Raw genomic sequence first — 21,029 nt, forward strand, 5'->3', positions numbered from 1 at the left:
GGGGGTGGCGCCTCCGCAAGCTCCGGCCTCCTCAGGGAGCAGAAGTTGGCTCGCTTCGCTCGCACCTCAGAATTGTCGTACCCACGGCATAGCGTGTGCACGACTGACACCGGGACGAGGGGACTTCGATGCCGAGCAGGATCGCTGCATTTCAGAACCACGACGCTGCGACGCTCGCCGGTTATCTCGAAGTGTGTGAGGATCAGTGGGAGAACTGGCAGAGTCGAGCAAACGGCGCCCGGTTGGTAGCAGCCGATTCGCGGACCATCCGGTTCTACGACGACGAGGCCGCGTACTGGAGCCACTTCGCGGAGATGCTCCGTTCCGCGATTGCCGAGGTGGAGGCGTCGACTCGACGAGCAGGGCGCCGACGACCGGCGTGACGTACCGGAGCTGACCACGCCGGGGTCCACCCCCGCCAGGCCGCATCCGAAAACCCTTGGCGCAGCGTCGTCTCCGCCTCGCCGATCTGGTAAGTTGGATCACACCCCATCCACGATCGGAAGATGTTGTGACGGAAGCGAATAAGTCTGGCCGACGCCCGGCGTACCAGGTCGTGGCCGACGCGCTTCGCGTACGCATCCTGGCGGGTGAACTGACCCCCGGTACCCGGCTGCCACCCGACACAGACTTGCGGGCCGAGTTCGGCGTGGGGCAGAGCACCGTCCGGGAGGCCATCCGGTCGCTCGCCAGCGAGAACCTGGTGCACACCACGCGTGGGGTCACCGGCGGGACCTTCGTCGCCACCCCCGACATCAGCCAGCTGAGCGCCCACCTCGAAGCCGGGGTCACCCTGCTCGCGGCGGCCGAGGGGGTGACCGTCGACCAGCTGATGGAGGTCCGACAACTCACGGAGGTCCCGGCCGCCGGGGTGGCAGCGTACCGCCACACCGACGCACATCTGGAAGAGTTGCGCGCCACCATCTTCGACGCCTCGGGTGAGATCGGGCCGGAGGTGTACGCGAACAACCAGGAGTTCCACCGCGTGCTGCTCCGGGCCGCCGACAACCCGCTGCTCGACCTCATCACCGTTCCGGTCTTCCGTGTGATCGGCAGCCGCTTCAGCCGCGACGCCGCTCCCGAGGACTTCTGGAAGTGCGTCGACGAGGACCACCGCGCCATCCTCGACGCTGTTGAGAAGAGGGACTCCATGACCGCGATGACCCTCATGCGCCGCCACCTCGACCATCTGGGTGACGTCTACAAACAGATGGACCTGCTCAGGCGCCAGGGTTGAGCAGGCTCAGCCGCTCGAGCTCATCAGACACCCACCCGCACCGGCGGGAGTCGTCGATGCCAGTCGGTGTGTGCCTGAAACTGCTCGGCGAGAGCGAACAGGGTTCCCTCGCCGCCCTTGGCCGCGGTGAGCTGGGCCCCGATGGGCATGCCGGACGGGTGCACCCCCACCGGCAGCGCCAGCGTCGGGCCGTCGTGCAACGACCACGGATAGGTGAGCTGCCCCATTCGACGGGCCTGCGCCACAACGGCTTCGCCGCCACCTAGCTGCGGGACGTCTCCGGGCATGGCCGGGGTGAGGACCACATCGACCTCGTCGAACAGCTCGGCCGTCCCGGCACGGAACACATCCCGCAGTCGGCGGGCGCCGGTCACCTGATCGTCGGAGATGTTCAGCCCAAGCCGGATTCGCTCGCGTGTCGCGGGCTGGAATCGACTCGGCTCGTCGCGCAGCCGCTCCGCGTGAATCTTGGCCAGATCCGAATAGATGAGGGTGTACACGACGTCCTGAGCGGTCTCGCTGTGGCGCACCGGGACGTTCTCGACGCGGTGGCCGAGTTCGCGAAGCAGGTCCGCGACACCCGCCACGGCATCGCGTACGGCCGGATCCACGTCGTCGGTGACGAACGGCCACGGCACCGAGATCCGCAGCGGCCCGGTCCGCAACGGTGCCGGGTCGGCGCCGGCGAGCACCGCGTAGGCGTCCCGCAGCTGGGAGGCCGATCGTGCCAGTGGACCGACGGTGTCGAAATCCGCGCTGACCGGGAAGATCCCGGACATGTCGAGCACGCCGACCGAAGGCCGCAGACCGGTGACGCCACAGCACGCGGCGGGCAGGCGGATGGATCCGCCCGTGTCGGTACCGAGCGAGACGTCGACGACTCCCGCCGCCACCGCGACACCGGAACCGCCGCTCGAACCGCCCGGCACCCGCGACGGGCTCCACGGGTTCACCGCACCACCCGCCGCCGAGTTCTGACTCGTCACCCCGACAGCGAACTCGGCGAGATTCAACGTCGATGTGATCACCCCGCCCGCACGCTTCAGCGCGCCCACACAGGCGGCGTCGGACTCGGCCACCCGGTCGGCGAAATACTCCGACCCACAGGTGGACAGCACTCCGCCGACCTCGATGTTGTCCTTGACGCCGATCCGCACCCCGGACAGCGGACCCGGCGCCGCAGCCGGATCGGAACGCAACTCGTCGGGGACCCAGGAGATGACCGTGTTCAATTGCTCGGCGACGGAAAGCACGTCGGCAGAACAGCTTTCGGACATGCCGGAAGGGCCGGCAGTGTCGCCGGCCCTTCCGATGTCACTGTTCAGGACGCCACCCGGGACGCACGCAGCCGGTCGGTGGCCGCTGCGTCGACCGCCCAGTCCTCGGTGTTCACGACGACACCGTAGTCCTGGCGTGCCTCTTCGGCGGTGAGGTACTCGTCCCACACGTCCGAGAGGACGGCGAACGGGTCGCGCAGGAACGGATCGCCGAAGCCGCCGCCCGACGGCATCCGGATCTCGAGTCGCTCGCCCTCGCGGATGACCTCCTGGGTCACCTTGGAGAACAGCACCTCCTCGTCTGGAGTGCCGGGGTTGCGGATGAACGATCCGGACGCGCCGTCGCCGCCACCGAGGGCGCCGGCCGGCGGGTCGGTGCGGTTGTCGGCTTCGGAGCCCAGGAAGGTGTCGGTCTGCATGTACCAGGTCCGCACGCTGCCGATGCCGCCGCGCCACTGACCGGGAGCAGGCGACTCGTCGCGGAGTTCGTACCGTTCCGCGCGCATGGCGTGGTTGAGCTCGAGTTCCTCGATCGGGTTGTTGCGCGTGTTGGCCATCAGGGCGTCGACGGCGTCCATGCCGTCCTTGCCGTTGCGCGCACCGTACGAGCCCTCGTTGATCTCGATGTACACCCAGTACGACTCGCCGTCCTCGGCGAGTCCCGAGTAGGCGATGGCGCACAGAGCCGCCGACGACCCGGCGATCGCACGCTCGGGCAGCACCGGCGCGAGCGCCAGGTTGATCGAGTCGAAGATGCGGTTCACCTGCGAGAAGCGTGCGAAGCACGACGCCGGGAAGTCCGGGTTGAAGATCGTGCCCTCCGGCGCGTAGGCGCGCACCGGACGGAAGCAACCGTCGTTCTGCGGGACGAACTCCTCGGTGAGGTGCTCGTCGAGCAGGATCGTGCGGATGGCGCTGACCGCGACCGGCAGCACCGAACCCTCGAACGGCACGTTGAACGCCGTCGGCACCTGGTCGTTGGAACCGGTGAGGTCGATGAGGACGTCTTCGTCCTCGACCTGCACGCGGACCGCGACCTTCAGCGGCACACCGCGGTTCTTGCCGTCGTCGTCGAGGTAGCCGATCGGTGCTTCGTAGCTCCCGTTGGGGATCTGCCGGATCCGGCTGCGAAGCATCTCTTCCGAGTAGTCCATCCAGCGGTCGGCTGCACTCATGACGGTGTCGAGCCCGTGCTTCTCCAGCAGTTCGACGAACCGCTTCTCACCGATGCGCGAGCAGGCGATCAGCGCCTCGAGGTCACCGCGGTTCTGCTCCGGGGTGCGCACGTTGTCCAGGATGTGCTGGATCAGCATGTCGTTGCGGACGCCGCCGTCGTAGATCTTCATCGAGTCCATCAGCTTGCCCTCGGCCCAGACGTCGACGACGTCCATGCACAGACCTGGGAAGTTGCCGCCGATGTCGGAGACGTGACCGGTGCAGCCGGCGAAGCCGATGTGCTCACCCTCCCAGAAGATCGGGATGATCACGCCGTAGTCGGGGGAGTGTGCGGCACCGTGATACGGGTGGTTGTGCAGGATCACGTCGCCCGGCTTGTAGGTCCCGGCGAGCTTGCGGTTGACCCCGCGGATGTAGGCGGGAATCGAACCACAGTGCATCGGAGTCGAATCCGACTCGCACAGTTCCCGGCCATTGACGTCGAAGATGCCGGCACCGAGATCCTCGGACTCGCGGATCAGGCTCGAGTACGCCATCCGGTACAGGACCTGGGCCATCTCCTTGGCCATCGAGTTGAGCGCACCACCGATGACGCGCAGCGTGATCGGATCGACCTCGACGGTGTTCCAGGTCCGGTTGGCCTCGGCGGCAAGCGAAACGCCGTCGGTGGGCATCAGAGCTTTCGCCATGTCAGGCGCTCCTCTCGATGATGATGTGGCCCACGGCGTCGACCGTGGCCTTCTGTCCGATGCCGACGATGGTCGTCGAGTCGAACTGCTGGACGATCGCGGGGCCGTCGAAGGTGTTGCCGGCCTTGAAGAGTGCGCGGTCGTAGATGGGGGTGTCGACCCATTCCGGGTCGGCCGAGTCGTTCTTCCAGAACAGCGCCCGGGTGGTGGCCTTGACGGCTCCCGAGGCGTCGGCGCCGCCCTTCTCGATCTCGGCGATGCGGATGTGTTCGACTGCCCCCACCCCGGTCACGCGGATGTTGACCAGCTGGACCGGCTTGTCGTCGAAGCGCTGCGAGTAGGTACGACCGTGGACCTCGTGGAAGGTGGCCGCGGTCTGCTCGACCCAATCGTCGGTGATGTCGCCGGCGGGTGCGGGGACCCGGAGCTCGTAACCCTGTCCGACATAACGACAGTCGACGCTGCGCTCGAGGGTGATCGCGTCCTCGGCGATGCCGTCGGCCCGAAGCTGGGCGACGGCCTGCTCGGACAGCCGGTCCATCTCGCGACGCAGCAGCTCCAGGTCCGGTTCGGCCGACGAGGTCCACACGGTCGTCGGGACCTCGTAGCGGACGTCGGTGGTCAGCAGGCCGACCGCCGAGGTGATCCCCGGATGCCCGGGCACGATGACGCGCGGGATGCCCAGATGCTCGGCGATCTGCCAGGCGTAGAGCGGTCCGGCGCCGCCCTCGGCGACGAGCGAGAACTCGCGCGGGTCATAGCCTTTGCGGACCGAGTGCAGCGAGATGGCCTCGGTCATCGAGTGCGCGAGGATCTGGAAGATGCCCATCGCGGCGTGTTCGAGATCGGCGCCGAGCTTGTCCGCGATGTGGGTCTTGACGGCCTCGGTGGCGAGCTCGGTCTTGACCTCCATGGTGCCGGACAGGAAGCTGTCCTCTCGGAGCCAGCCCATGACCACCATGGCGTCGGTCGAGGTGGGTTCCGTGCCGCCGCGGTTGTAGCAGGCCGGTCCGGGCATAGCGCCCGCGCTGCGTGGTCCCACGCGGAACATGCCGCCCTCGTCGATGCTGGCGATCGAGCCGCCGCCGGCGCCGATGGTGTCGACTTCGGCCATCGGGACCATCGCGTGGTAGTCGCCGATGCGGGTGTCGAGCAGGTGCTTCATCCGGAGCTTGCCATCGGGCGCGACGCCGATGTCGGCGGAGGTGCCACCCACGTCGAGGGTGATGACGCTGGGATATCCCGAGGCCTTGCCGATGAAGCAGCCGCCGAGCAGACCCGCGACGACGCCACTGGTCAGCAGCGAGACGGGGACCTCGCTGGCACTGCGGGAGGTGACGAGACCGCCGGCGGAGGTCATGAGGTGGACGTCCTCACCAACCTGCGCGTCTTTGGCCTTGCCTGCCAGGTTCTCGATGTAGCGGGAGGTCTTGGGACCGACGAAGGCGTTGAGGGCCGTGGTGGAGAACCGCTCGTACTCGCGGTACTGCGAGGCGACGTCGCTCGAGAGCGAGACGAACACACCGGGGTACTCCTCGGCGATGATCTCGCGGACCCGCTGCTCGTGCGCCGGGTTGCGGTAGGCGTGCAGGAACGCGACCGCGATGGCCTCGACCCCACGCTCGCGGAGCAGGCCGACCTCGCGGCGAACGGCGTCCTCGTCGAGCGGCGTCAGCACGTTGCCTGCCGCATCCATCCGCTCCGCGACGGTCCGTCGGTTGCGGCGGGGCACCAGCTGCCACTTCTGCCACGGCAGGTCCTGGTAGTTGGAGTAGTTCAGGGGGCGCTTCTTACGCGCGATGTGCAGGATGTCCCGGAAGCCGTCGGTGGTGATCATGCCGACGTCACTGCCGTTGTGCTCCAGCACGATGTTGGTGGCCACGGTGGTGCCGTGGAAGAACATCTCGATGTCCGCGACGTCGATGCCCGCGCGTTCGGCGAGCACCCCGATCCCGTCCATCGTGCCGATCGAGGGATCGTGGTTGGTCGACGGCGTCTTGTGCACCGTGACCGTCCCGTCGTCGTCCCACAGGACCAGGTCGGTGAACGTGCCGCCCACATCCACGCCGATTCGCTTCATCGAAACTCGCTTCCTCTTTCCATGCTGTCACCCGGCGCGGGGCGGTGAGGCCGCCGACGATGACCGGAGTGATCTGAGCCATAGGTCCGCTCGGGAGCATCATGCAATACATCCGATACTTTCGGCAACACTTACGCCGAATCTCGGTGAATAGCCAGGAATGAACGAGCCTTGACGGCATAAAGATCAGATGTTTATGGTGGGCCGCGTCACGGCGTCAGCTCGTTCGGCACGACGCCGCACCCCTCAGGAGGACCATTGACCACCCATCCCGCCACGCTCGGACGCTTCTTCGAGGACTACGTCGTGGGCGACGTCTACCAACACCCGATGGGCCGCACCATCACCGACACCGACAACGCGTGGATCACGTGCCTGTCGATGAACACCAACCAGAACCACTTCAACGAACATCTGGCCGCGACGAATCCCATCACCGACGGCAAGGTCATCGTGAACTCGGGCCTGACCATCGCCCTGGTGCTCGGGCTCTCGGTGATCGACATGAGCCAGAACGCGGTGGCGAATCTGCAGTTCACCGATGTCAAGCTGGCGCACCCGGTGTATGTCGGCGACACCATCTACGCCGAGAGCATCTGCACCGACCTGCGTCTGTCGAAGTCGCGTCCCTACGCGGGGATCGTGTCGATGGTGACGCGTGGGGTCAATCAGGACGGTGAGGTCGTCATCTCCTGGAAGCGGTCGGTGATGGTCGCGACCCGCGAGAGCGGCATCGGCCAGAACTACTTCCCCGAGGTCAAGGCGCCGTCGCTCACCGAACTGACCGCCGGCGGCTCGGCGGAGGCCGCCCGATGAGGCCGCTCGAGGACGTCCGGATCATCGCGATCGAGCAGTACGGCGCGGGCCCGTTCGGCAGCGTCCACCTCGCCGATCTCGGCGCCGACGTGCTCAAGATCGAGGAGCCGAAGTCCGGCGGCGACGTCGGCCGGTACGTGCCGCCCTACAACTCCGGCGAGGACTCGCTGTTCTTCGAGACCTTCAACCGCAACAAGCGCAGTCTCTCTCTCGACCTCGGAACACCCGGTGGGCGGCGGGTTTTCGAGGATCTGGTGCGCACCAGCGACGCCGTGTACTCGAACTTGCGCGGAGACGTCCCGGCGAAGATGAAGATCACCTACGACGATCTCAAGCATCTGAACCCGGCGATCGTGTGCTGCAGTCTCACCGGCTTCGGCATGACGGGGCCGCGGGCGAAGCAGCCCGGATACGACTACATCCTGCAGGGCCTGGCGGGTTGGATGGACCTCACCGGCGACCCCGACGGGCCGCCCACGAAATCCGGTCTGTCCCTGGTGGATTTCTCCGGCGGGTTCGTCGCCGCGCTGAGCCTGCTGGCCGGTCTGCACGCCGCACGACGCGACGGGGTCGGCGGTGACTGCGACGTCTCGCTGTACGACACCGCGGTCTCCATGCTCACCTACCCGGCGGCCTGGCACCTCAATGCGGGTTACCGTCCCGGACGGACGAAGAACTCCGCGCATCCCTCCCTCGTCCCGTTCCAGGCGTTCGAGGCCGCCGACGGCTGGTTCGTCGTCGGCTGTGCCAAGGAGAAGTTCTGGGTGCGTCTCGCCGAGGCGATCGGCCTGGCCGAGCTGCTCGATGACCCGCGGTTCACCGACTTCGCCGCACGCGGTCAGCACAAGGACGAGCTACTCCCGTTGCTGGAGAAGCGGTTTGCCGAGGGCACCGTCGAACACTGGGTGGACGTGCTCACCACTGCGGGCGTGCCGACCGGACCGATCAACGACGTCGAGCAGGCTCTCACCGAGGAGCACACGCTCGCACGCGGACTCATCGCGACGACCGAACACGAGGTGTGGGGTGAGGTCCGCCAGGTCACGTCACCGGTGCGCTTCGGCGCCGAGCAACCCGAGTATCGTCGGGCACCACATCGTAACGAGAACTTCGACGAGGTGATGACCCTGCTGGGATACAGCGCGGACGACATCCGGGACCTCGTCGACGGCGGTGCGTTCGGTGCCGTCGCCCAACAGGCCAAGCCGTGACCGCCCGCCGGCTCGCGAGCTGGGCTGCCGGCCTGAGCGTCGACGCCCTACCCGAGAACACCCGCCGCGCTGCGCTCCGGCATCTGCTCGACGGCCTCGGCAACGGCATCGGTGCCCGCCGGCGCGATCAGGGCGGTCCGGGCCTGACGGTGGCGCGCGGACTCGGCGGTCCGGCGCAGGCGCATCCGCTCGGGGACTCCGAGGCCATCTCCGCCCCGGCGGCGGCCTTCGCCAACGGTGTCCTGATGCACGCGCTCGACTTCGACGACACGCACGCCGGCGCTCTCGTGCATCCGACGACCGTTGTGGCGCCCGCGGTTCTCGCGGTCGCCGAAGAGGTCGGCGCCACCGGAGCGCAGGCGGTGACCGCACTGGTCGCCGGGCTCGAGGTCGCGTGTCGCCTGGGTGCGGCGGCTCCGCACGGGTTCCATGCCCGGGGCCTGCACGCGACCGCAGTGGTCGGACCCCTCGCCGGGGCCGTGGCCGCCGGACTCCTCTACGGTGCCGACGCCGACGTGCTCACCGATGCGATCGGTATCGCGGCGTCGTCGTCGGGCGGGTTGCTGGAGTTCCTCGACACCGGCGCGAACACCAAGACCCTTCACCCGGGCAACGCCGGTTTCAGTGGCGTGCTGGCCGCGCGGCTGGCCGTGGCGGGGGCGAGCGGCCCGGAGTCGGTGCTCGAGGGGCGACGTGGCCTGTACCGCGCGCTCGCCGACCGCGACATCGACCCGGACACCATCGTCGCCCACCTCGGAACCCGTTGGGAGAGCGCGACCATCGGGATCAAGCCGTACCCGAGCTGCCAGCTCATGCACGCCTCGCTCGACGCCGTGGCCGCCGCCCTCGCGACCGCGCGGGAGGACGGCGTCGACCCAGCGCCGCAACGGATCACGAGTATCTCCGTCGATGTACACCCCGACAGCCTGGACATCGTCTGCGGACCCGGGACCGGGACCCGCGCACCGCGCAGCGTCTACGACGCGAAGTTCGACCTCCCGTGGAGCGTCGCCGCACTGGTCCACGACGGTGCGGTGACCGTCGACACCTACGCCGAACACTCGATCGCGCGATCCGAGGTCGCGACCACCGCCGGTCTCGTCGAGGTCGTCTCTGTACCCGATGACCGCCCGGCCGCCGATGCCGCCGGCCGGGCGGTCATCACCTTCGAGGACTCCACGCGCGTCGTCGGCGAGGTCCCGTGCAGCCGCGGGACGTCGGGACAGCCCATGGACGACGACGCGGTCGCCGAGAAGTTCCGGGGCAACACCGGCGGGGGAGACCACACCGAAGCTCTCGTCGACGCGGTCTCCAATCTGTGCGACGCACCGTCGGTGGCGCCGCTCACCGAACTCGCGGCCGCCATCGTCTCGGCCGGTTGAACGCTCGCCCCTGCCCGGGATCTCCCGGCCTTTCATCCTCACAGTACGGAGAACACAATGGATTTCAGCTTCACCGAGGAACAGCGCGACTTCCGCGCCGCCCTGCGTCAGCTCGTCGACAAGGAGATCATCCCGGTCGCCAACGAGTGGGAACGCACTGGTCGCTATCCGACCGAGATCGTCGACCGGTTGCGTGAGATGGGTCTGTTCGGGATCACCACACCCGAGGAGTACGGCGGCCTCGAACTCGACATGGTGTCGTTCACGCTCGTGTACGAGGAACTCGCGCGTGGCTGGATGGGCATCGCCGGCATCCTGGGCAGCCACAATCTGTCCTGCTGGATGATCGCGCGCCACGGCACCGACGAGCAGAAGGCACAGTGGCTCCCACGCCTGGCGAGCGGCGAGTGCCGCACCGGCATCGGCCTCACCGAACCGGGGGCCGGGACCGACCTGCAGGGCATCAAGACCACCGCCACCAAGGACGGCGACGACTACGTCATCCGCGGCACCAAGACCTGGATAACAAACGCTCGGCACGCGAATGTGCTTCCGGTGCTGGTGAAGACGGACCCGACAGCCACTCCGGCACACAAGGGCATGAGCATCCTGCTGGTGGACACCACGACTCCCGGCTTCGAGGTCCAGCGCGACATGGGCAAGCTCGGCTACAAGGGCACGGAGTCGTGCGAGATCCTCCTCCACGAGGTGCGCGTCCCGCAGTCGACGTTGCTCGGCGGCGTCGAGGGTCGCGGAATGCAGCAGGCCCTGTCGGGCCTCGAGATCGGGCGCCTCAACATCGCCGGACGCAGCGTCGGGATCGCCCAGGCGTCCTACGACGCAGCGTTGAACTACTCGCGGGAACGGACCGCGTTCGGCAAGCCGATCTCGGACTTCCAGGCGATCCAGCTCAAGCTCGCCGACATCGCCACCCAGCTGCAGGCCGCCCGCCTGATGACGTACTGGGCTGCGGCGAAGGCGGATTCGGGCGCTCGCGTCGACGGTGAGGCCGGCATGGCCAAGTACTTCGCGTCCGAGACGGCGATCACCGCGAGTCTCGAGGCGATGCGCATCCACGGTGGTTACGGGTACTCGACGGAGTTCAACGTCGAGCGCTACTACCGGGACGCCCCGTTGATGTCGATCGGTGAGGGCACCAACGACATCATGCGGACGGTCATCGCCAAGGCACTGGTCAACGGCACCGTCACCGTCGGATGAGTTCCGAGCTGATCTTCCTGTACGTTCCGGGAGACCGGCCCGAGCGGTTCGACAAGGCGGCCGGCTCGGGTGCCGACGCGGTCGTCCTCGACCTCGAGGACGCGGTTCCGTTGTCCGGCAAGGATACTGCGCGCATCGCGGTGGGCGAGTGGCTGGCGAGCCCGGCTCGCCCGTCCGTTCCTGCCTGGGTGCGGGTGAACCCGGGCCCTGAACTCCCCGACGACCTGACCATGGCGGTCCGGGCCGGAGCCGATGGTGTCTGGCTGCCGAAGGTCGACGACGCGGCGACCCTCGAGCGGGTCGACGGGCTGCTGACCGAACTGGAGTCCGAGTTCGGGGCGCCGCGGACGCCGGTGTCGCCACTCATCGAGACCGGAGCGGGCCTGTGCAACGCGGCGGCGATTGCAGCGGGCCCGCGGGTGGCGTTCGTCCAGATCGGCGAGGTCGACCTCGCCGCGGATCTCGGAGTCTCACCAGTGGTCGGCAACGAATTGCTCTGGGCACGTTCGCAAGTGGTCGCGGCGTCAGCCGCCGCGAAGATTCGTCCGCCCCTGGCCGCGGCGTCGCCCTCGATCGGTGATGACGCCGCGTTCGAGGTCGAGACCAGACAGCTGATCGGTCTCGGATTCTTCGGACGGGCCTGCATCCATCCGCGTCAGATCGCGCCCGCGCGATCCGGCATGGCGCCATCCGAGTCCGAGGTGGCGACGGCCCGCGACATCCTCACCGCGTTCGACGCGGCCGGCGGTGCCGCAGCCACCGACAGCGCCGGGCGACTCATCGACGAGGCCGTCGCGCGGATCGCCCGGAGAACTCTCGCCCGGCAGCCAACGTAAGATCGGTGACGCCGGGTCGGGGGACTCCGCGGTTCCCGCTCGACGTGCCGGACCCGACACCTCACGCGACATCGAAACGGAGACAGACATGGTGGACACCATCTTGTGGCAGGCGATTCAGGACAACGAGTTGGCACTGGCGGTCTTGCAGTACGTGTTCTCGGGCGTCAAGTAGGCCACCTGCGGTCATCCGGGGCAGATTCCGGCGAACTCCGGCGGGCCCGGGGTTGACGCGCAGGGATCACCGACGAACCCCGGGTGAAGGCTCGGTGAAGTCTGCTCGAGGGGACACCCCGTATAGGGTTGTCAACCGCGGGTACTGGGGTGAGCCCGGGACGACCGAGACCAAGACCGTCACCTTCTACAGCTGACCCGACCCATCCGGTACTGGCCGCCGGTCGCTCTCCCGAGCGGCCGGCGGTGTGCTGTGTCGGGAGTCGACCTTTGTACACACATTCCCGGTGCGATTTCGGAAAGAGCTGAGCGACGATTTCGGGACGCATTACCGGGATCATTCCGCGAATTGGTCGACTCATCCGGCGGCGCCGGAAATGTCCGCTAACGTTTAGCAATGCTCACTGGCGCACGCGGAAATCGATGGCAGATCCGACTCGCTGCGGCAGCACTTGTGCTGGTCGTGGCCGCAGGTCTGTCCATCGTCTCGTCCGGTCCGTCCGCGGCGGCGCCGGTGGTGAATCCTCAGGCCGGAAAGGTCGTCGCGAACGCCGATTTCCAGGTGAAGCGGGACGGTTTCTCGTTCGAGAACTGGGGACCGAATGATGCGCTGCACACCCGCGGCCTGAGCATCGAGGGCATGCGTGCCGTCTTCGGTGACGAGGTCTGCGCCCGCATCGTGCTCGGGGTGTGTTCGCCGACGACGGTGGCCGAACTCGTGCAGCAGGAATTCAACGAGTCGATGGCGGGCGGGCACTGTTTCGGAATGGCCGCACTCGCCGGACTGTATGCCACCAAGCGTCTGAACCCGTTCCCGTTGGCGATGCCGTGGCAGTCCGTCTACAGCATCCGCCCGTCGGCACCGCTCGACGAACTCATCGCGCGGATGTTCATCACCCAGGGCTTCCCGCCCACCGACCTCCTCGAGTCAGAGGTCACCGTCACAGAGGCGCTGTCCCGACTGCGCTCGGCGTGGGCGCGCAACGACAACTACGTCCTGGCGATCTACACCGATGAGGAGCAGAGCGCCGGGCACGCCATCAACCCGATCGCCATCCGCGACCTCGGGCAGGGCAAGCGCGGCATCGTCGTCTACGACAACAACTTCCCCGGCGTGGAGAAGATGATCGTCGCCGACCCGGCTGCCAACAGCTGGTACTACTCGACGGCCACCAACCCGTCCGAGCCGACACTGTTGTTCCAGGGGTCGCCGGCCAACAAGATGATGCTTGTTCCGCTGGCACCGATCCTGGCACGTCATCAGGATCCGGAGCTGCGCAACGACGAGACGGTCGTGATGGTGTCGGACAACAACGGCGGTGCGCGCGGTGTCGGCGACGTCGACTGGGATGTGCGGGTCACCGATCCCGCCGGTCGTGCGATCCCTGGTGTCGACAAGAAGATCTTGTTCAACAACGACAACTCCGCGACGTTCACAGTGCCCGCGAACCGGAAGTTCCGGATCGTCGTGGACGGGGTGGAAGCGGGTCGGACCGCGGACATCGACGCCACAGTGCTCAGCGCGGGCGGCGTGGTCGCGATGGGTGATCTCGAGGTGCCCGCGGGTGCGGTCGCGGTCATCGACGCCGATCCGGCCCGGCACGGGATGCGGGTGACCTCGTCGGCACCGTCGACCGCGGAGTTCGAAGTCGCGACCGAGAATTCGCTGCGATCACTGTCGACCGAGACCACGCAGTTGGCGATCGGCCCGGGCTCGGCGGTCTCGGTGGGGGCCACCTCTCCGTCGGGAGTGACCGTTCGATCCGAAGGACGGGCACAGCGGCTCCGACTGGAGGTCGAACGAAGCGACACCTTCACCGATCGCGTCGCGGTCAGCCCGACGTCGATCTCGCTGCCCGCGGGCGCGACGGTCACGGTGCCGGTGAATCTGTGGCCCGGGTTCGGACCGCTGCCGGCGACCCTGCGTAGCGGCGCGTCGATCACGCCTGTACCGCTGAGCGTGCGGTGACGGCCACGTCGCGTCGCGTCCGCATCGCACTGGGGGTCGTCGTCGCCGGCGTGTTGGGACTGTCCGCGTGCTCCACGGGAACCACGCCGACCCCGACCCCCAGCAGCAGTGCCACAGCCGCCCCGGTCGAGTACCTCGACGAGGTGACCGTCCACCGGTTCGACTACCCGACGCCGGACGATGGTGACTCCGAACAGAATTGGGCCGAGCTGTACCTGCCCGCGGGTGAGCAACGGGTCGACACGATCCCGCTGGTGGTCCTCATCCACGGCGGTGCCTGGCAGAGCGCCCTCGGGGCCGACGTCTTCGAGCCGCTGGCACGAGACCTGGCCGATCGGGGCATGGCCGTGTACAACATCGAATACCGCCGCGTCGGATCGGGCGGTGGTTGGCCGACGACGTTCCGGGACGTCGCGAGCGCCCTGGACCACGTCGTCGTGGTGGACCGGCAGTTCCCGCAGATCGACACCGACGACGAGCTGGTTGTCGGGCACAGTGCCGGAGCGCAACTCGCGGTCTGGGGCGGCACCCGGCACAAACTGGACGACGACGAGGTCGGTGCGCGGCCGCTGTTTCGCCCGACGCGGGTCGTCTCGCTCGCCGGTCCACTCGACATGACCTATGCGGCCACGCATGGCGACGACCGGATCGTGACCGCCCTCGGCGGCACCCCGGCGCAGGTCCCGCAGCGGTACACGATGGTCGATCCCATCCAGAACATCGATCCCGACACCCCCGTGGTCGCCGTTCACGGAACCGCCGATCGGATGGTCGCGCCGGCCAATTCGCAACGCTACGTCGCCGCCGTCGTGCGTGACGGCGGTGACGCCGAGGCCGTTCTCATCCGTGGCGGCAACCACGGGTCGGTGGTCACCTCGACTGCGCCCGAGTACCCGCGGGTCCTCGACATCATCTCCGGAGCGTCGGCGGCGGATGTGCAGGACGTGGCCTGAGCTGGTCGTCGGCACCGGAACAACAGTGCCTCCGGGCCGGCTCAGAGGGTCACGAGACTCGCTGCGGGCGTGTACTTCTCCCGCTTGATCCGCCGGGGCGGCATGCGTCGTCGCTTGAGGGCCCGGACCCCCGCCTCGACCATCGCGGGCGGGCCGCAGAGGTATGCCGAGTGGTTGCGGCAGGAGTCGAAGTCGGCCATCATCGCGTCACCGACGTAACCGGTACGGCCGCTCCACTCTTCGCGGCTGAGGCAGGGCGTGTACCGGACATTCGGGTGCTCGGTCTCGAGTGCGCGCCAGAAGTCGACGTCGTACAGCTCGGCCTCGGTGCGGACGCCGTGGTAGACGTGGATCTCACGATCGGGGTCGGCGTCGAGTACTGCTCTCGCGATCGACTTCAGCGGCGCGAGACCGGTGCCCCCGGCGAGCAGGATGAGCCCGACGTCGGGTTCGCCCGGCTGATGGCAGAAGTCGCCCCACGGTCCCGTCATGGACACCGCCGCCCCGACCGTCAGGGAATCGAAGATCCACCGGTCGGTGGCGAGACCGTCTGGCTGCCTTCGGACGTGGAACTCGAGAGTGTCGGATTCGCTGGGCGGGTTGGCCATCGAGTACGGCCGGGTCTGGCCGGTGCCCGGGATCGACAACTCGACGTATTGGCCGGCCGTGAACTCGAACGGTTCGTCGAGTGACACCGTGATGGACACGGTGTCATCGGCCACCGCGGTGATCGAACCGACCGTTCCGGCGACATCGCGCAACAGGTGATGGCGCTCGCCGCACTCGGCGGCTGGCGGTTCGACGGCGATGTCGGTGATGGGTGTCGACTGACACGACAGCACGTATCCCTGCTGCTGCTCGGCGTCGGACAGGACACTGTCGGGGGCAGGCGGGGCGGTCACCATGCCGTCGATCACCCGGACCTTGCAGGTGCCGCAGGTGCCCTGGTTGCAGGAGTTGGGAATCCACACCCCCTGGCGCAACAGGGCATCGAGAACTCGCTGTCCGTCACCGCAGGTCACCGAGGTGTTGCCGGCGTCGATTCGGAAGGTCGTCGGGCCGGGCCGGGTCGTCGGGTCGGACACGTCACACCTCCCACACCGTGTGCAGTGACGTCGGCCCGCGGAAACCCCAACCCCAGAACTCGACGTCGCTGCTGTTGTCGCGCTCGAGGTTCGGGATGGACTCGAACAGCTCCTCGAGTCCGATCCGGCACACGTGATTGGCGAAGTAGATTCCTGCGCAGGCGTGGTTGCCGGCACCGAATGCGAGATGCGGCAACGGCGGTCGGGTGATGTCGTAGTCCGACGGTGCCTCGTAGACGGAGTGGTCATGATTGGCCGAACCGTACGACATCAGGACCACTGAGCCCTCCGGTAGGTCGACGCCCGCGACCTCGACGTCCTTCGTACTGATCCGGGCCGTGGCCGACCAGATCGGTGACGTCCACCGCATGCCCTCCGAGATCGCGCGCGGGATCAGGTTCGGCTCGTCGACGACCTGCTCGAATTGGTCCGGCCGGCTGAAGAGGCCGACCAGTGTGGAGGCCATGGCGTGGCCAGGCTCCTGCATCGCTCCGAGGAGGTATACGTACAGCGTCGGGTAGATGTAGTCGCGGTCGCGCGTCTGTCCCTCGGGCATACCGTCGTGCAACCAGTGGGAGATCGCGCTGTCGTCGGGATTCTCGATCCAGTTGTCGATCAGCGGATTGACGATCGACTGGATCTCCAGCTTCGCGGCGTCGGCCTCGGCGAAGCCGTCCGGGTTGGTGAACTCGCCGTTCTCGTCGACTCCCGCGTTGGTGAACGACGCCGACAGTTTGTGGAACCATTCGCGCAACTTGTCCGAACTCACCGACTGAAGGCCGAGAAGGTCGCCGAGCGCGCGCACGCTGACGGGTTCGCAGTACTGGGCGACGAGTTCGGCGCGCCCCACGTCCTCGAAGTCGCTCAGGTACCGGCGGGCGATCGGCCGGACGAGGTCGTCGATCCACCGGTCGACCTCCTGGGGTTGCAGGGCTGGATCGACCATCGACCGTAGGTCGTCGTGGATCGCACCGTTCACCCCGATCACTGCCGGGTGTCCGAAGGTACGGCCGCCGGCCTTGGTGATCACCGCCTCGAAGTCGGGGCTGGTGGCGATCGACCGGCAGATGTCCGCGGTCGTCGCGACATACGACCCGAGAACCGGGACATAGGCGAGCGGCGCCTCGGCGCGAAGCCGTTCGTAGACGGGGTAGGGGTTGCGTTCGAGTTCGGTCATCGTGATGTCGTCGATCCACGACATGGTGCTGGTCATGGGTTCCTCCGCTGTGTTCGTCTCGAGAGCCGGGGGCGGCGGCCGGCAGGTTGTCGGCGACCCGGTGCGAGGTGACATTAGGGACCGCCGACCGGGCGGTCGATACGCTTCGCGCGTCGGCGGCACCGATCGCGCGGCAATGTGATCGCAGTCTCCGAACCGGGTGGCGAGTGTCGTGTGTCACCGGGTTGAATCGAGATGCACGACCCTGCGCGACCGGAGTACGAGGAAGAAGTCCATGCGGAGCACGACATCGACCAGCGACTGGGAGACGGCGCATCGTGCCGTCGAAGAGGTGTACTTCCCGCATGAGCTGACCGCGCTGTCGTCGCCGGATCAGCTGAATCTGAACCTGCAGACCGTCGAGCTGGGACCGGTCACGATCGGCAAGCTCAACTGGGGGACCGATGTCTCCATCTCCTGCGACTATCCGGGCGCCTACGAGATCAACATCCCGGTCCGCGGCGTCCTGGACTCGCGCGCCGGATCGGTGCAGACGACGTCCGAGGAGGGGACGGCCACGGTCTTCACCGCGGACCGCCCGTCGACGATCACCCGGTGGTCGGCGGACTGCGTCGTGGTCGGGGTGAAGTTCGACGCCGAGTACCTCGAACGTGAGGCCGACCGGGTCCGGGCGTCGGCGCTGCGTTCACAGTTGCGGCTGCCGGATCAGCTGGATCTCGCCGGACCCGACCAACAGGCATGGTTCGGGCTCGTGCGTGCATTGTCGGCTCAGGTGCGCGAACCCGCCGACCTCCTGTCGAACCCGCTGGTCGGACCGCAGCTGGCGAGCGCGATCAGCAGCGCGTTCCTCCTCGCTGTCTCTCCGGAAGAGGCGGGTACCGGTCTGCGCCCGCGGATGGTCAAGCGCGTGCTCGACGCGTTGCACGACGATCCCGGACGCGACTGGCGTCTGGCGGACATGGCCGAACTGAGCGGCTCGAGCCTCCGACGACTGCAGGAGGGCTTCGCCGAACACGTCGGTGCGAGTCCGACCCAGACGCTGCGGGACATCCGACTCGACCGGGCTCACCACGACCTCACCGAACCGGACAACACCGACACGGTGGCCGAAGTTGCTGCGCGATGGGGCTTTTCGAGCCCCAGTCGGCTGGCGGCCGCGTACAAGAAGCGCTACGGCATCCCGCCGTCGGAACACCGTCGGCGGTAGCCCTTTGGGACGTCCGGTCGAATCTGAGTCGGACCTTTGCAGTTCAGGCCCCATCGTGTCGTCGATCGGTTAGTTTCCGCACTGCGTGACCTCCGGACGTACCCATCGAAAGGCGCGGCCATGAAACGTCGCCATGCTCTGCTCGCCATCTTCTTCAGTCTTGCGCTGGCGGTGTCCGGGGGAGGGGTCGCGGCGGCCGCACCGAATCCCCTGAGATCGTTGGACTTCGGATCGCTGGGCGGGCCGGAGGCGGGTGGATGTTCCGCACAGTTGTTGTACAACGACGAACTGTTCGGTCCGAAGATTCTGGCGACCGATGCCCCGGTGGGTCCGCAGTTGAGGGGTTACGACCGGCTCGCGGGTCTGAGTCCGAGCGAGTTCCTGCAGACGTATCGGAAAGGGGACAAGTGGGACTATCCGGACCACGACGGATACACGCTGAACCCCGACGGGTCCGCCAAGAAGTCGGTGACCACCCTCAACCCGAACAAGCGGATAGATCGCTATGGTCCCGCCAATGGTCGCTTCCTGGCCCCCGCGGGCACGCACTACAAGAGGCGGGCGCTTCCGCCGGAGAACCTCGTCGACAAAGACAACCCTCAGTTCTGCAACTATCACGTGTACGTGGTCATGCGCCCGGTGAAGGTGTGGATCGGACGTATCGCCAAGGGCTTCGGTCAGCCGGGCGGCGGCATTCAATATCAGATCGACCAGCAGCTCCTCGATCCCGGGTTGATCGAGGACCATCGCGGATGTTTCAACGAGACAAGCGGTTTCGTCAACACCCAGTGGTTGCTGTGTTCGGGTGTGCTCGAGAGCGTCTTCCCCGGATGACGTCGGGCGCCGACGACCAGCTCGACCCCGAGATGCGCAGCCGGATAGCCGATCTCGCGGCGACGATGTCGGCGGAGCCGTCCGATGTGCCTCGCCTGGGTCACATCCCCGACGACGCGACGCCCTCGTGCGTGCGTGACTCGGACGGTGTGTGGCACTTGATCATCCGCGAACGCGGCACGGTGATGTTCGACCGGCAGTCCAGCGATCCAGAGGAGTTTCTGAGCTGGGTTGCGGTGGCGATCGCCGAAGCGGCGTCGTATCGGCTGCACTCGCCCGGCGCGCCCGACTATCTGCGCCGCATATGGGCAGAACAGTATCGGATGCTGACCGCGGCCGACCCGGAGTGGGCCCGTGCGTGGTTGGAGCGGACCCGGACAAGGTTGGTCGACCAGGGAGCCGACGATCGTGAACTGGCGCAACTGCCGGGCCGGCATCCCGGCTGAGACGAGGTTGGGAATCGGCGTCCACCGGTGTGGGCGGCGTAGCGGTGCAGGTTCGCTATCCCGAACTTGAAGACGATCGTAGGACCACCACGGTTGGTCGAGCTATCCTCATGCTCGTTCGACGATGCGGCACAGCCTGTTTCAGGCCGGTTATGTGGAGTCCACTCGAGTCCGAAGAGGGTCAGGGCGCGGGCCAGTTGTGGATCCGCGGCGTCAATGGGGGAGTGGTCGAGAACGCCGGAGTGGGGCTGATGTCGGGGTCGGCGGCGCGTTCATAGAGCGCCCACATGCGCAGCTGGTCGCCGTGTCGGGAGTCGAACTCGATCCCGTCGACCGCTGCATGGCCGTGGTCGGTGAGGGCGTAAATCCAGCGGGAGATGGCCTGGGTGAGCCCGCGGGGCCGGCCGTCCCGCAACGCGGCGGTGTCGAGGTCATCGAGCCCGTAGCGGATCGCGAGCGGCCGAAACACCGTCCGGAGGGTGGCGAGGCTGTCCGGGTCGGCGGGCACCGCGAACCGTCCGGTCAGGGTGCCGTGACCGATCATCCGTAGATCGCACCACGATCGCGGAACGTGGCCGGGCGGCAGCGCGGGGTAGTCCTGCTCGTCTTCCTCGTCGACGACGATGTCGTCGAGCTCGGCGATCAGTTGTGGGCTGGGTCGGGCGAAGGCGAGGACTTCGAGGTAGCAGGCCAGGGGAGTGTCGGCGCAGTACAAGGTGCGCCACACCCCCGTCGGGGTCGTCCCAGCGGCCGGCGAAGCGGTCGTCGGTGGCGTACTCCCATGGTGTCCACTCCCACGGGCTGGGCGCGTATCCGACTCGATATATGGGCGTGGCAGTCCGGATGCTGGTGGTGATCGGGCCGTGCGGGGTGCTGATCGTCGAAGGCTGTGGTTGGTTCATCCCACCGCGGCGAATTGGCGGGCGGCGGCGAGTACTTGCGGTCCGACGTCGGCGAGCTCGCCGTCGCGCAACAGCAATGCCGGCGCCCGGTCGTCGAGGACCGGGTTGAGGCCCTGGAACCAGGCTTGTGCGACGGCGGGGGTGTCGCGTTCGGTGATCAGGCGGGCGGCGCGGTAGGCGATCCGGAGCCGTTCGACGTCCTCGGGGTTGGCGATGGTGCGGGTGCCGTCAGCCCATTGCCGCACCGCCCGGGTCTCGCTCACCCGACCCAGGTAGGCGACCAGCCGCGCGCCGAGCAGATCTCGCAACGCAGCCACCAGTTCGGGCTGCGACATACGAGCCGCCTCGGCGTAGGCA

At 67.5% G+C, this 21,029-nt stretch carries 19 protein-coding genes; 12 read left to right on the forward strand and 7 right to left on the reverse strand.

The genetic code is table 11. The annotated features are described in order from the left end of the window. Positions 1–128 precede the first annotated feature (128 nt). Together Q9R39_RS23335 and Q9R39_RS23340 are read left to right on the forward strand one after the other, a co-directional pair. The gene (locus Q9R39_RS23335) at positions 129–383 is read left to right on the forward strand and encodes a hypothetical protein (RefSeq protein ID WP_058253038.1); all 255 of its coding nucleotides are present in this window, start codon (positions 129–131) and stop codon (positions 381–383) included. A 128-nt stretch (positions 384–511) separates the two neighbouring features. Next, complete coding sequence (locus Q9R39_RS23340) at positions 512–1,237, forward strand: FadR/GntR family transcriptional regulator (RefSeq protein WP_065632057.1); 726 nt, start codon at positions 512–514, stop codon at positions 1,235–1,237. Positions 1,238–1,260: 23 nt separating this feature from the next. On the opposite strand, the gene Q9R39_RS23345 is transcribed toward Q9R39_RS23340, so the two are convergent. The 3 genes from Q9R39_RS23345 to Q9R39_RS23355 all read right to left on the reverse strand — a co-directional run bounded on the left by Q9R39_RS23345 (position 1,261) and on the right by Q9R39_RS23355 (position 6,459). Beyond that, positions 1,261–2,490 carry an amidase gene (locus Q9R39_RS23345; protein ID WP_311278345.1) on the reverse strand — a complete coding sequence of 410 codons (1,230 nt, stop codon included), beginning with the start codon at positions 2,488–2,490 and terminating at the stop codon, positions 1,261–1,263. 68 nt (positions 2,491–2,558) lie between these two features. Further along, positions 2,559–4,379: a hydantoinase B/oxoprolinase family protein gene (locus Q9R39_RS23350; protein ID WP_311278346.1), complete on the reverse strand. Its 1,821-nt coding sequence runs from the start codon at positions 4,377–4,379 to the stop codon at positions 2,559–2,561. Between the two features lies 1 nt (position 4,380). Next, positions 4,381–6,459, reverse strand: coding sequence for a hydantoinase/oxoprolinase family protein (locus Q9R39_RS23355; RefSeq protein ID WP_311278347.1), 2,079 nt, complete (start codon positions 6,457–6,459; stop codon positions 4,381–4,383). A gap of 258 nt (positions 6,460–6,717) precedes the next feature. On the opposite strand from Q9R39_RS23355, the gene Q9R39_RS23360 reads away from it, so the two are divergent. The 7 genes from Q9R39_RS23360 (at position 6,718) to Q9R39_RS23390 (ending at position 15,021) form a co-directional block, all read left to right on the forward strand. Next, positions 6,718–7,275, forward strand: coding sequence for a MaoC family dehydratase (locus Q9R39_RS23360; protein ID WP_311278348.1), 558 nt, complete (start codon positions 6,718–6,720; stop codon positions 7,273–7,275). Next, positions 7,272–8,486, forward strand: a complete 1,215-nt coding sequence (locus tag Q9R39_RS23365) for a CaiB/BaiF CoA-transferase family protein (RefSeq protein ID WP_058253042.1) — start codon at positions 7,272–7,274, stop codon at positions 8,484–8,486. Before Q9R39_RS23360 ends, Q9R39_RS23365 begins: the two co-directional genes overlap by 4 nt. Next, positions 8,483–9,868, forward strand: coding sequence for an MmgE/PrpD family protein (locus Q9R39_RS23370; RefSeq protein WP_311278349.1), 1,386 nt, complete (start codon positions 8,483–8,485; stop codon positions 9,866–9,868). Before Q9R39_RS23365 ends, Q9R39_RS23370 begins: the two co-directional genes overlap by 4 nt. A gap of 57 nt (positions 9,869–9,925) precedes the next feature. Further along, on the forward strand, positions 9,926–11,089 hold the full coding sequence (locus tag Q9R39_RS23375; protein ID WP_311278350.1) for an acyl-CoA dehydrogenase family protein: 1,164 nt from the start codon (positions 9,926–9,928) through the stop codon (positions 11,087–11,089). Beyond that, positions 11,086–11,925 (forward strand): CoA ester lyase, encoded by an 840-nt coding sequence (locus Q9R39_RS23380; protein WP_311278351.1) that lies wholly within the window; start codon positions 11,086–11,088, stop codon positions 11,923–11,925. Before Q9R39_RS23375 ends, Q9R39_RS23380 begins: the two co-directional genes overlap by 4 nt. A gap of 571 nt (positions 11,926–12,496) precedes the next feature. Continuing rightward, positions 12,497–14,068 carry a hypothetical protein gene (locus Q9R39_RS23385; RefSeq protein WP_311278352.1) on the forward strand — a complete coding sequence of 524 codons (1,572 nt, stop codon included), beginning with the start codon at positions 12,497–12,499 and terminating at the stop codon, positions 14,066–14,068. Then, the gene (locus tag Q9R39_RS23390; protein WP_101820400.1) at positions 14,065–15,021 is read left to right on the forward strand and encodes a S9 family peptidase; all 957 of its coding nucleotides are present in this window, start codon (positions 14,065–14,067) and stop codon (positions 15,019–15,021) included. The genes Q9R39_RS23385 and Q9R39_RS23390 overlap by 4 nt, the downstream gene beginning before the upstream one ends. A gap of 41 nt (positions 15,022–15,062) precedes the next feature. Here Q9R39_RS23390 and Q9R39_RS23395 read toward each other — a convergent pair whose 3' ends face one another. After that, entirely contained in the window at positions 15,063–16,106 is a 1,044-nt protein-coding gene (locus tag Q9R39_RS23395) for a 2Fe-2S iron-sulfur cluster-binding protein (RefSeq protein WP_065632050.1), read from the reverse strand. A 1-nt stretch (position 16,107) separates the two neighbouring features. Next, complete coding sequence (locus Q9R39_RS23400) at positions 16,108–17,319, reverse strand: cytochrome P450 (RefSeq protein ID WP_004020850.1); 1,212 nt, start codon at positions 17,317–17,319, stop codon at positions 16,108–16,110. A gap of 238 nt (positions 17,320–17,557) precedes the next feature. Here Q9R39_RS23400 and Q9R39_RS23405 point away from each other — a divergent pair, with 238 nt between their 5' ends. The 3 genes from Q9R39_RS23405 (at position 17,558) to Q9R39_RS23415 (ending at position 19,770) form a co-directional block, all read left to right on the forward strand. Beyond that, positions 17,558–18,490: an AraC family transcriptional regulator gene (locus Q9R39_RS23405; RefSeq protein ID WP_058253049.1), complete on the forward strand. Its 933-nt coding sequence runs from the start codon at positions 17,558–17,560 to the stop codon at positions 18,488–18,490. Between the two features lie 120 nt (positions 18,491–18,610). Further along, complete coding sequence (locus tag Q9R39_RS23410; protein ID WP_058253050.1) at positions 18,611–19,324, forward strand: TNT domain-containing protein; 714 nt, start codon at positions 18,611–18,613, stop codon at positions 19,322–19,324. Further along, positions 19,321–19,770: an Imm63 family immunity protein gene (locus Q9R39_RS23415; protein ID WP_058253051.1), complete on the forward strand. Its 450-nt coding sequence runs from the start codon at positions 19,321–19,323 to the stop codon at positions 19,768–19,770. The genes Q9R39_RS23410 and Q9R39_RS23415 overlap by 4 nt, the downstream gene beginning before the upstream one ends. Before the next feature lie 181 nt (positions 19,771–19,951). Here Q9R39_RS23415 and Q9R39_RS23420 read toward each other — a convergent pair whose 3' ends face one another. Together Q9R39_RS23420 and Q9R39_RS23425 are read right to left on the reverse strand one after the other, a co-directional pair. Beyond that, a complete protein-coding gene (locus tag Q9R39_RS23420; RefSeq protein ID WP_223258854.1) occupies positions 19,952–20,497 on the reverse strand; it encodes an RES domain-containing protein in 546 nt (181 codons plus the stop codon). A 171-nt stretch (positions 20,498–20,668) separates the two neighbouring features. Then, positions 20,669–21,029 (reverse strand): hypothetical protein (locus tag Q9R39_RS23425; protein WP_004020845.1); only part of this gene is annotated, 361 nt, incomplete at its 5' end.

Source organism: Gordonia sp. AC31 (genome assembly GCF_031844505.1).
GTDB classification, from domain to species: Bacteria; Actinomycetota; Actinomycetes; order Mycobacteriales; family Mycobacteriaceae; genus Gordonia; species Gordonia hongkongensis.

Bases quoted from the DNA above. Each gene is read 5' to 3' on its own strand.
- Q9R39_RS23375 (WP_311278350.1), top strand. From the start codon at position 9,926: ATGGATTTCAGCTTCACCGAGGAACAGCGCGACTTCCGCGCCGCCCTG.
- Q9R39_RS23350 (WP_311278346.1), bottom strand. From the start codon at position 4,379: ATGGCGAAAGCTCTGATGCCCACCGACGGCGTTTCGCTTGCCGCCGAG.
- Q9R39_RS23405 (WP_058253049.1), top strand. From the start codon at position 17,558: ATGCGGAGCACGACATCGACCAGCGACTGGGAGACGGCGCATCGTGCC.
- Q9R39_RS23355 (WP_311278347.1), bottom strand. From the start codon at position 6,459: ATGAAGCGAATCGGCGTGGATGTGGGCGGCACGTTCACCGACCTGGTC.
- Q9R39_RS23415 (WP_058253051.1), top strand. From the start codon at position 19,321: ATGACGTCGGGCGCCGACGACCAGCTCGACCCCGAGATGCGCAGCCGG.
- Q9R39_RS23400 (WP_004020850.1), bottom strand. From the start codon at position 17,319: ATGACCAGCACCATGTCGTGGATCGACGACATCACGATGACCGAACTC.
- Q9R39_RS23365 (WP_058253042.1), top strand. From the start codon at position 7,272: ATGAGGCCGCTCGAGGACGTCCGGATCATCGCGATCGAGCAGTACGGC.
- Q9R39_RS23380 (WP_311278351.1), top strand. From the start codon at position 11,086: ATGAGTTCCGAGCTGATCTTCCTGTACGTTCCGGGAGACCGGCCCGAG.
- Q9R39_RS23335 (WP_058253038.1), top strand. From the start codon at position 129: ATGCCGAGCAGGATCGCTGCATTTCAGAACCACGACGCTGCGACGCTC.
- Q9R39_RS23385 (WP_311278352.1), top strand. From the start codon at position 12,497: ATGCTCACTGGCGCACGCGGAAATCGATGGCAGATCCGACTCGCTGCG.
- Q9R39_RS23410 (WP_058253050.1), top strand. From the start codon at position 18,611: ATGAAACGTCGCCATGCTCTGCTCGCCATCTTCTTCAGTCTTGCGCTG.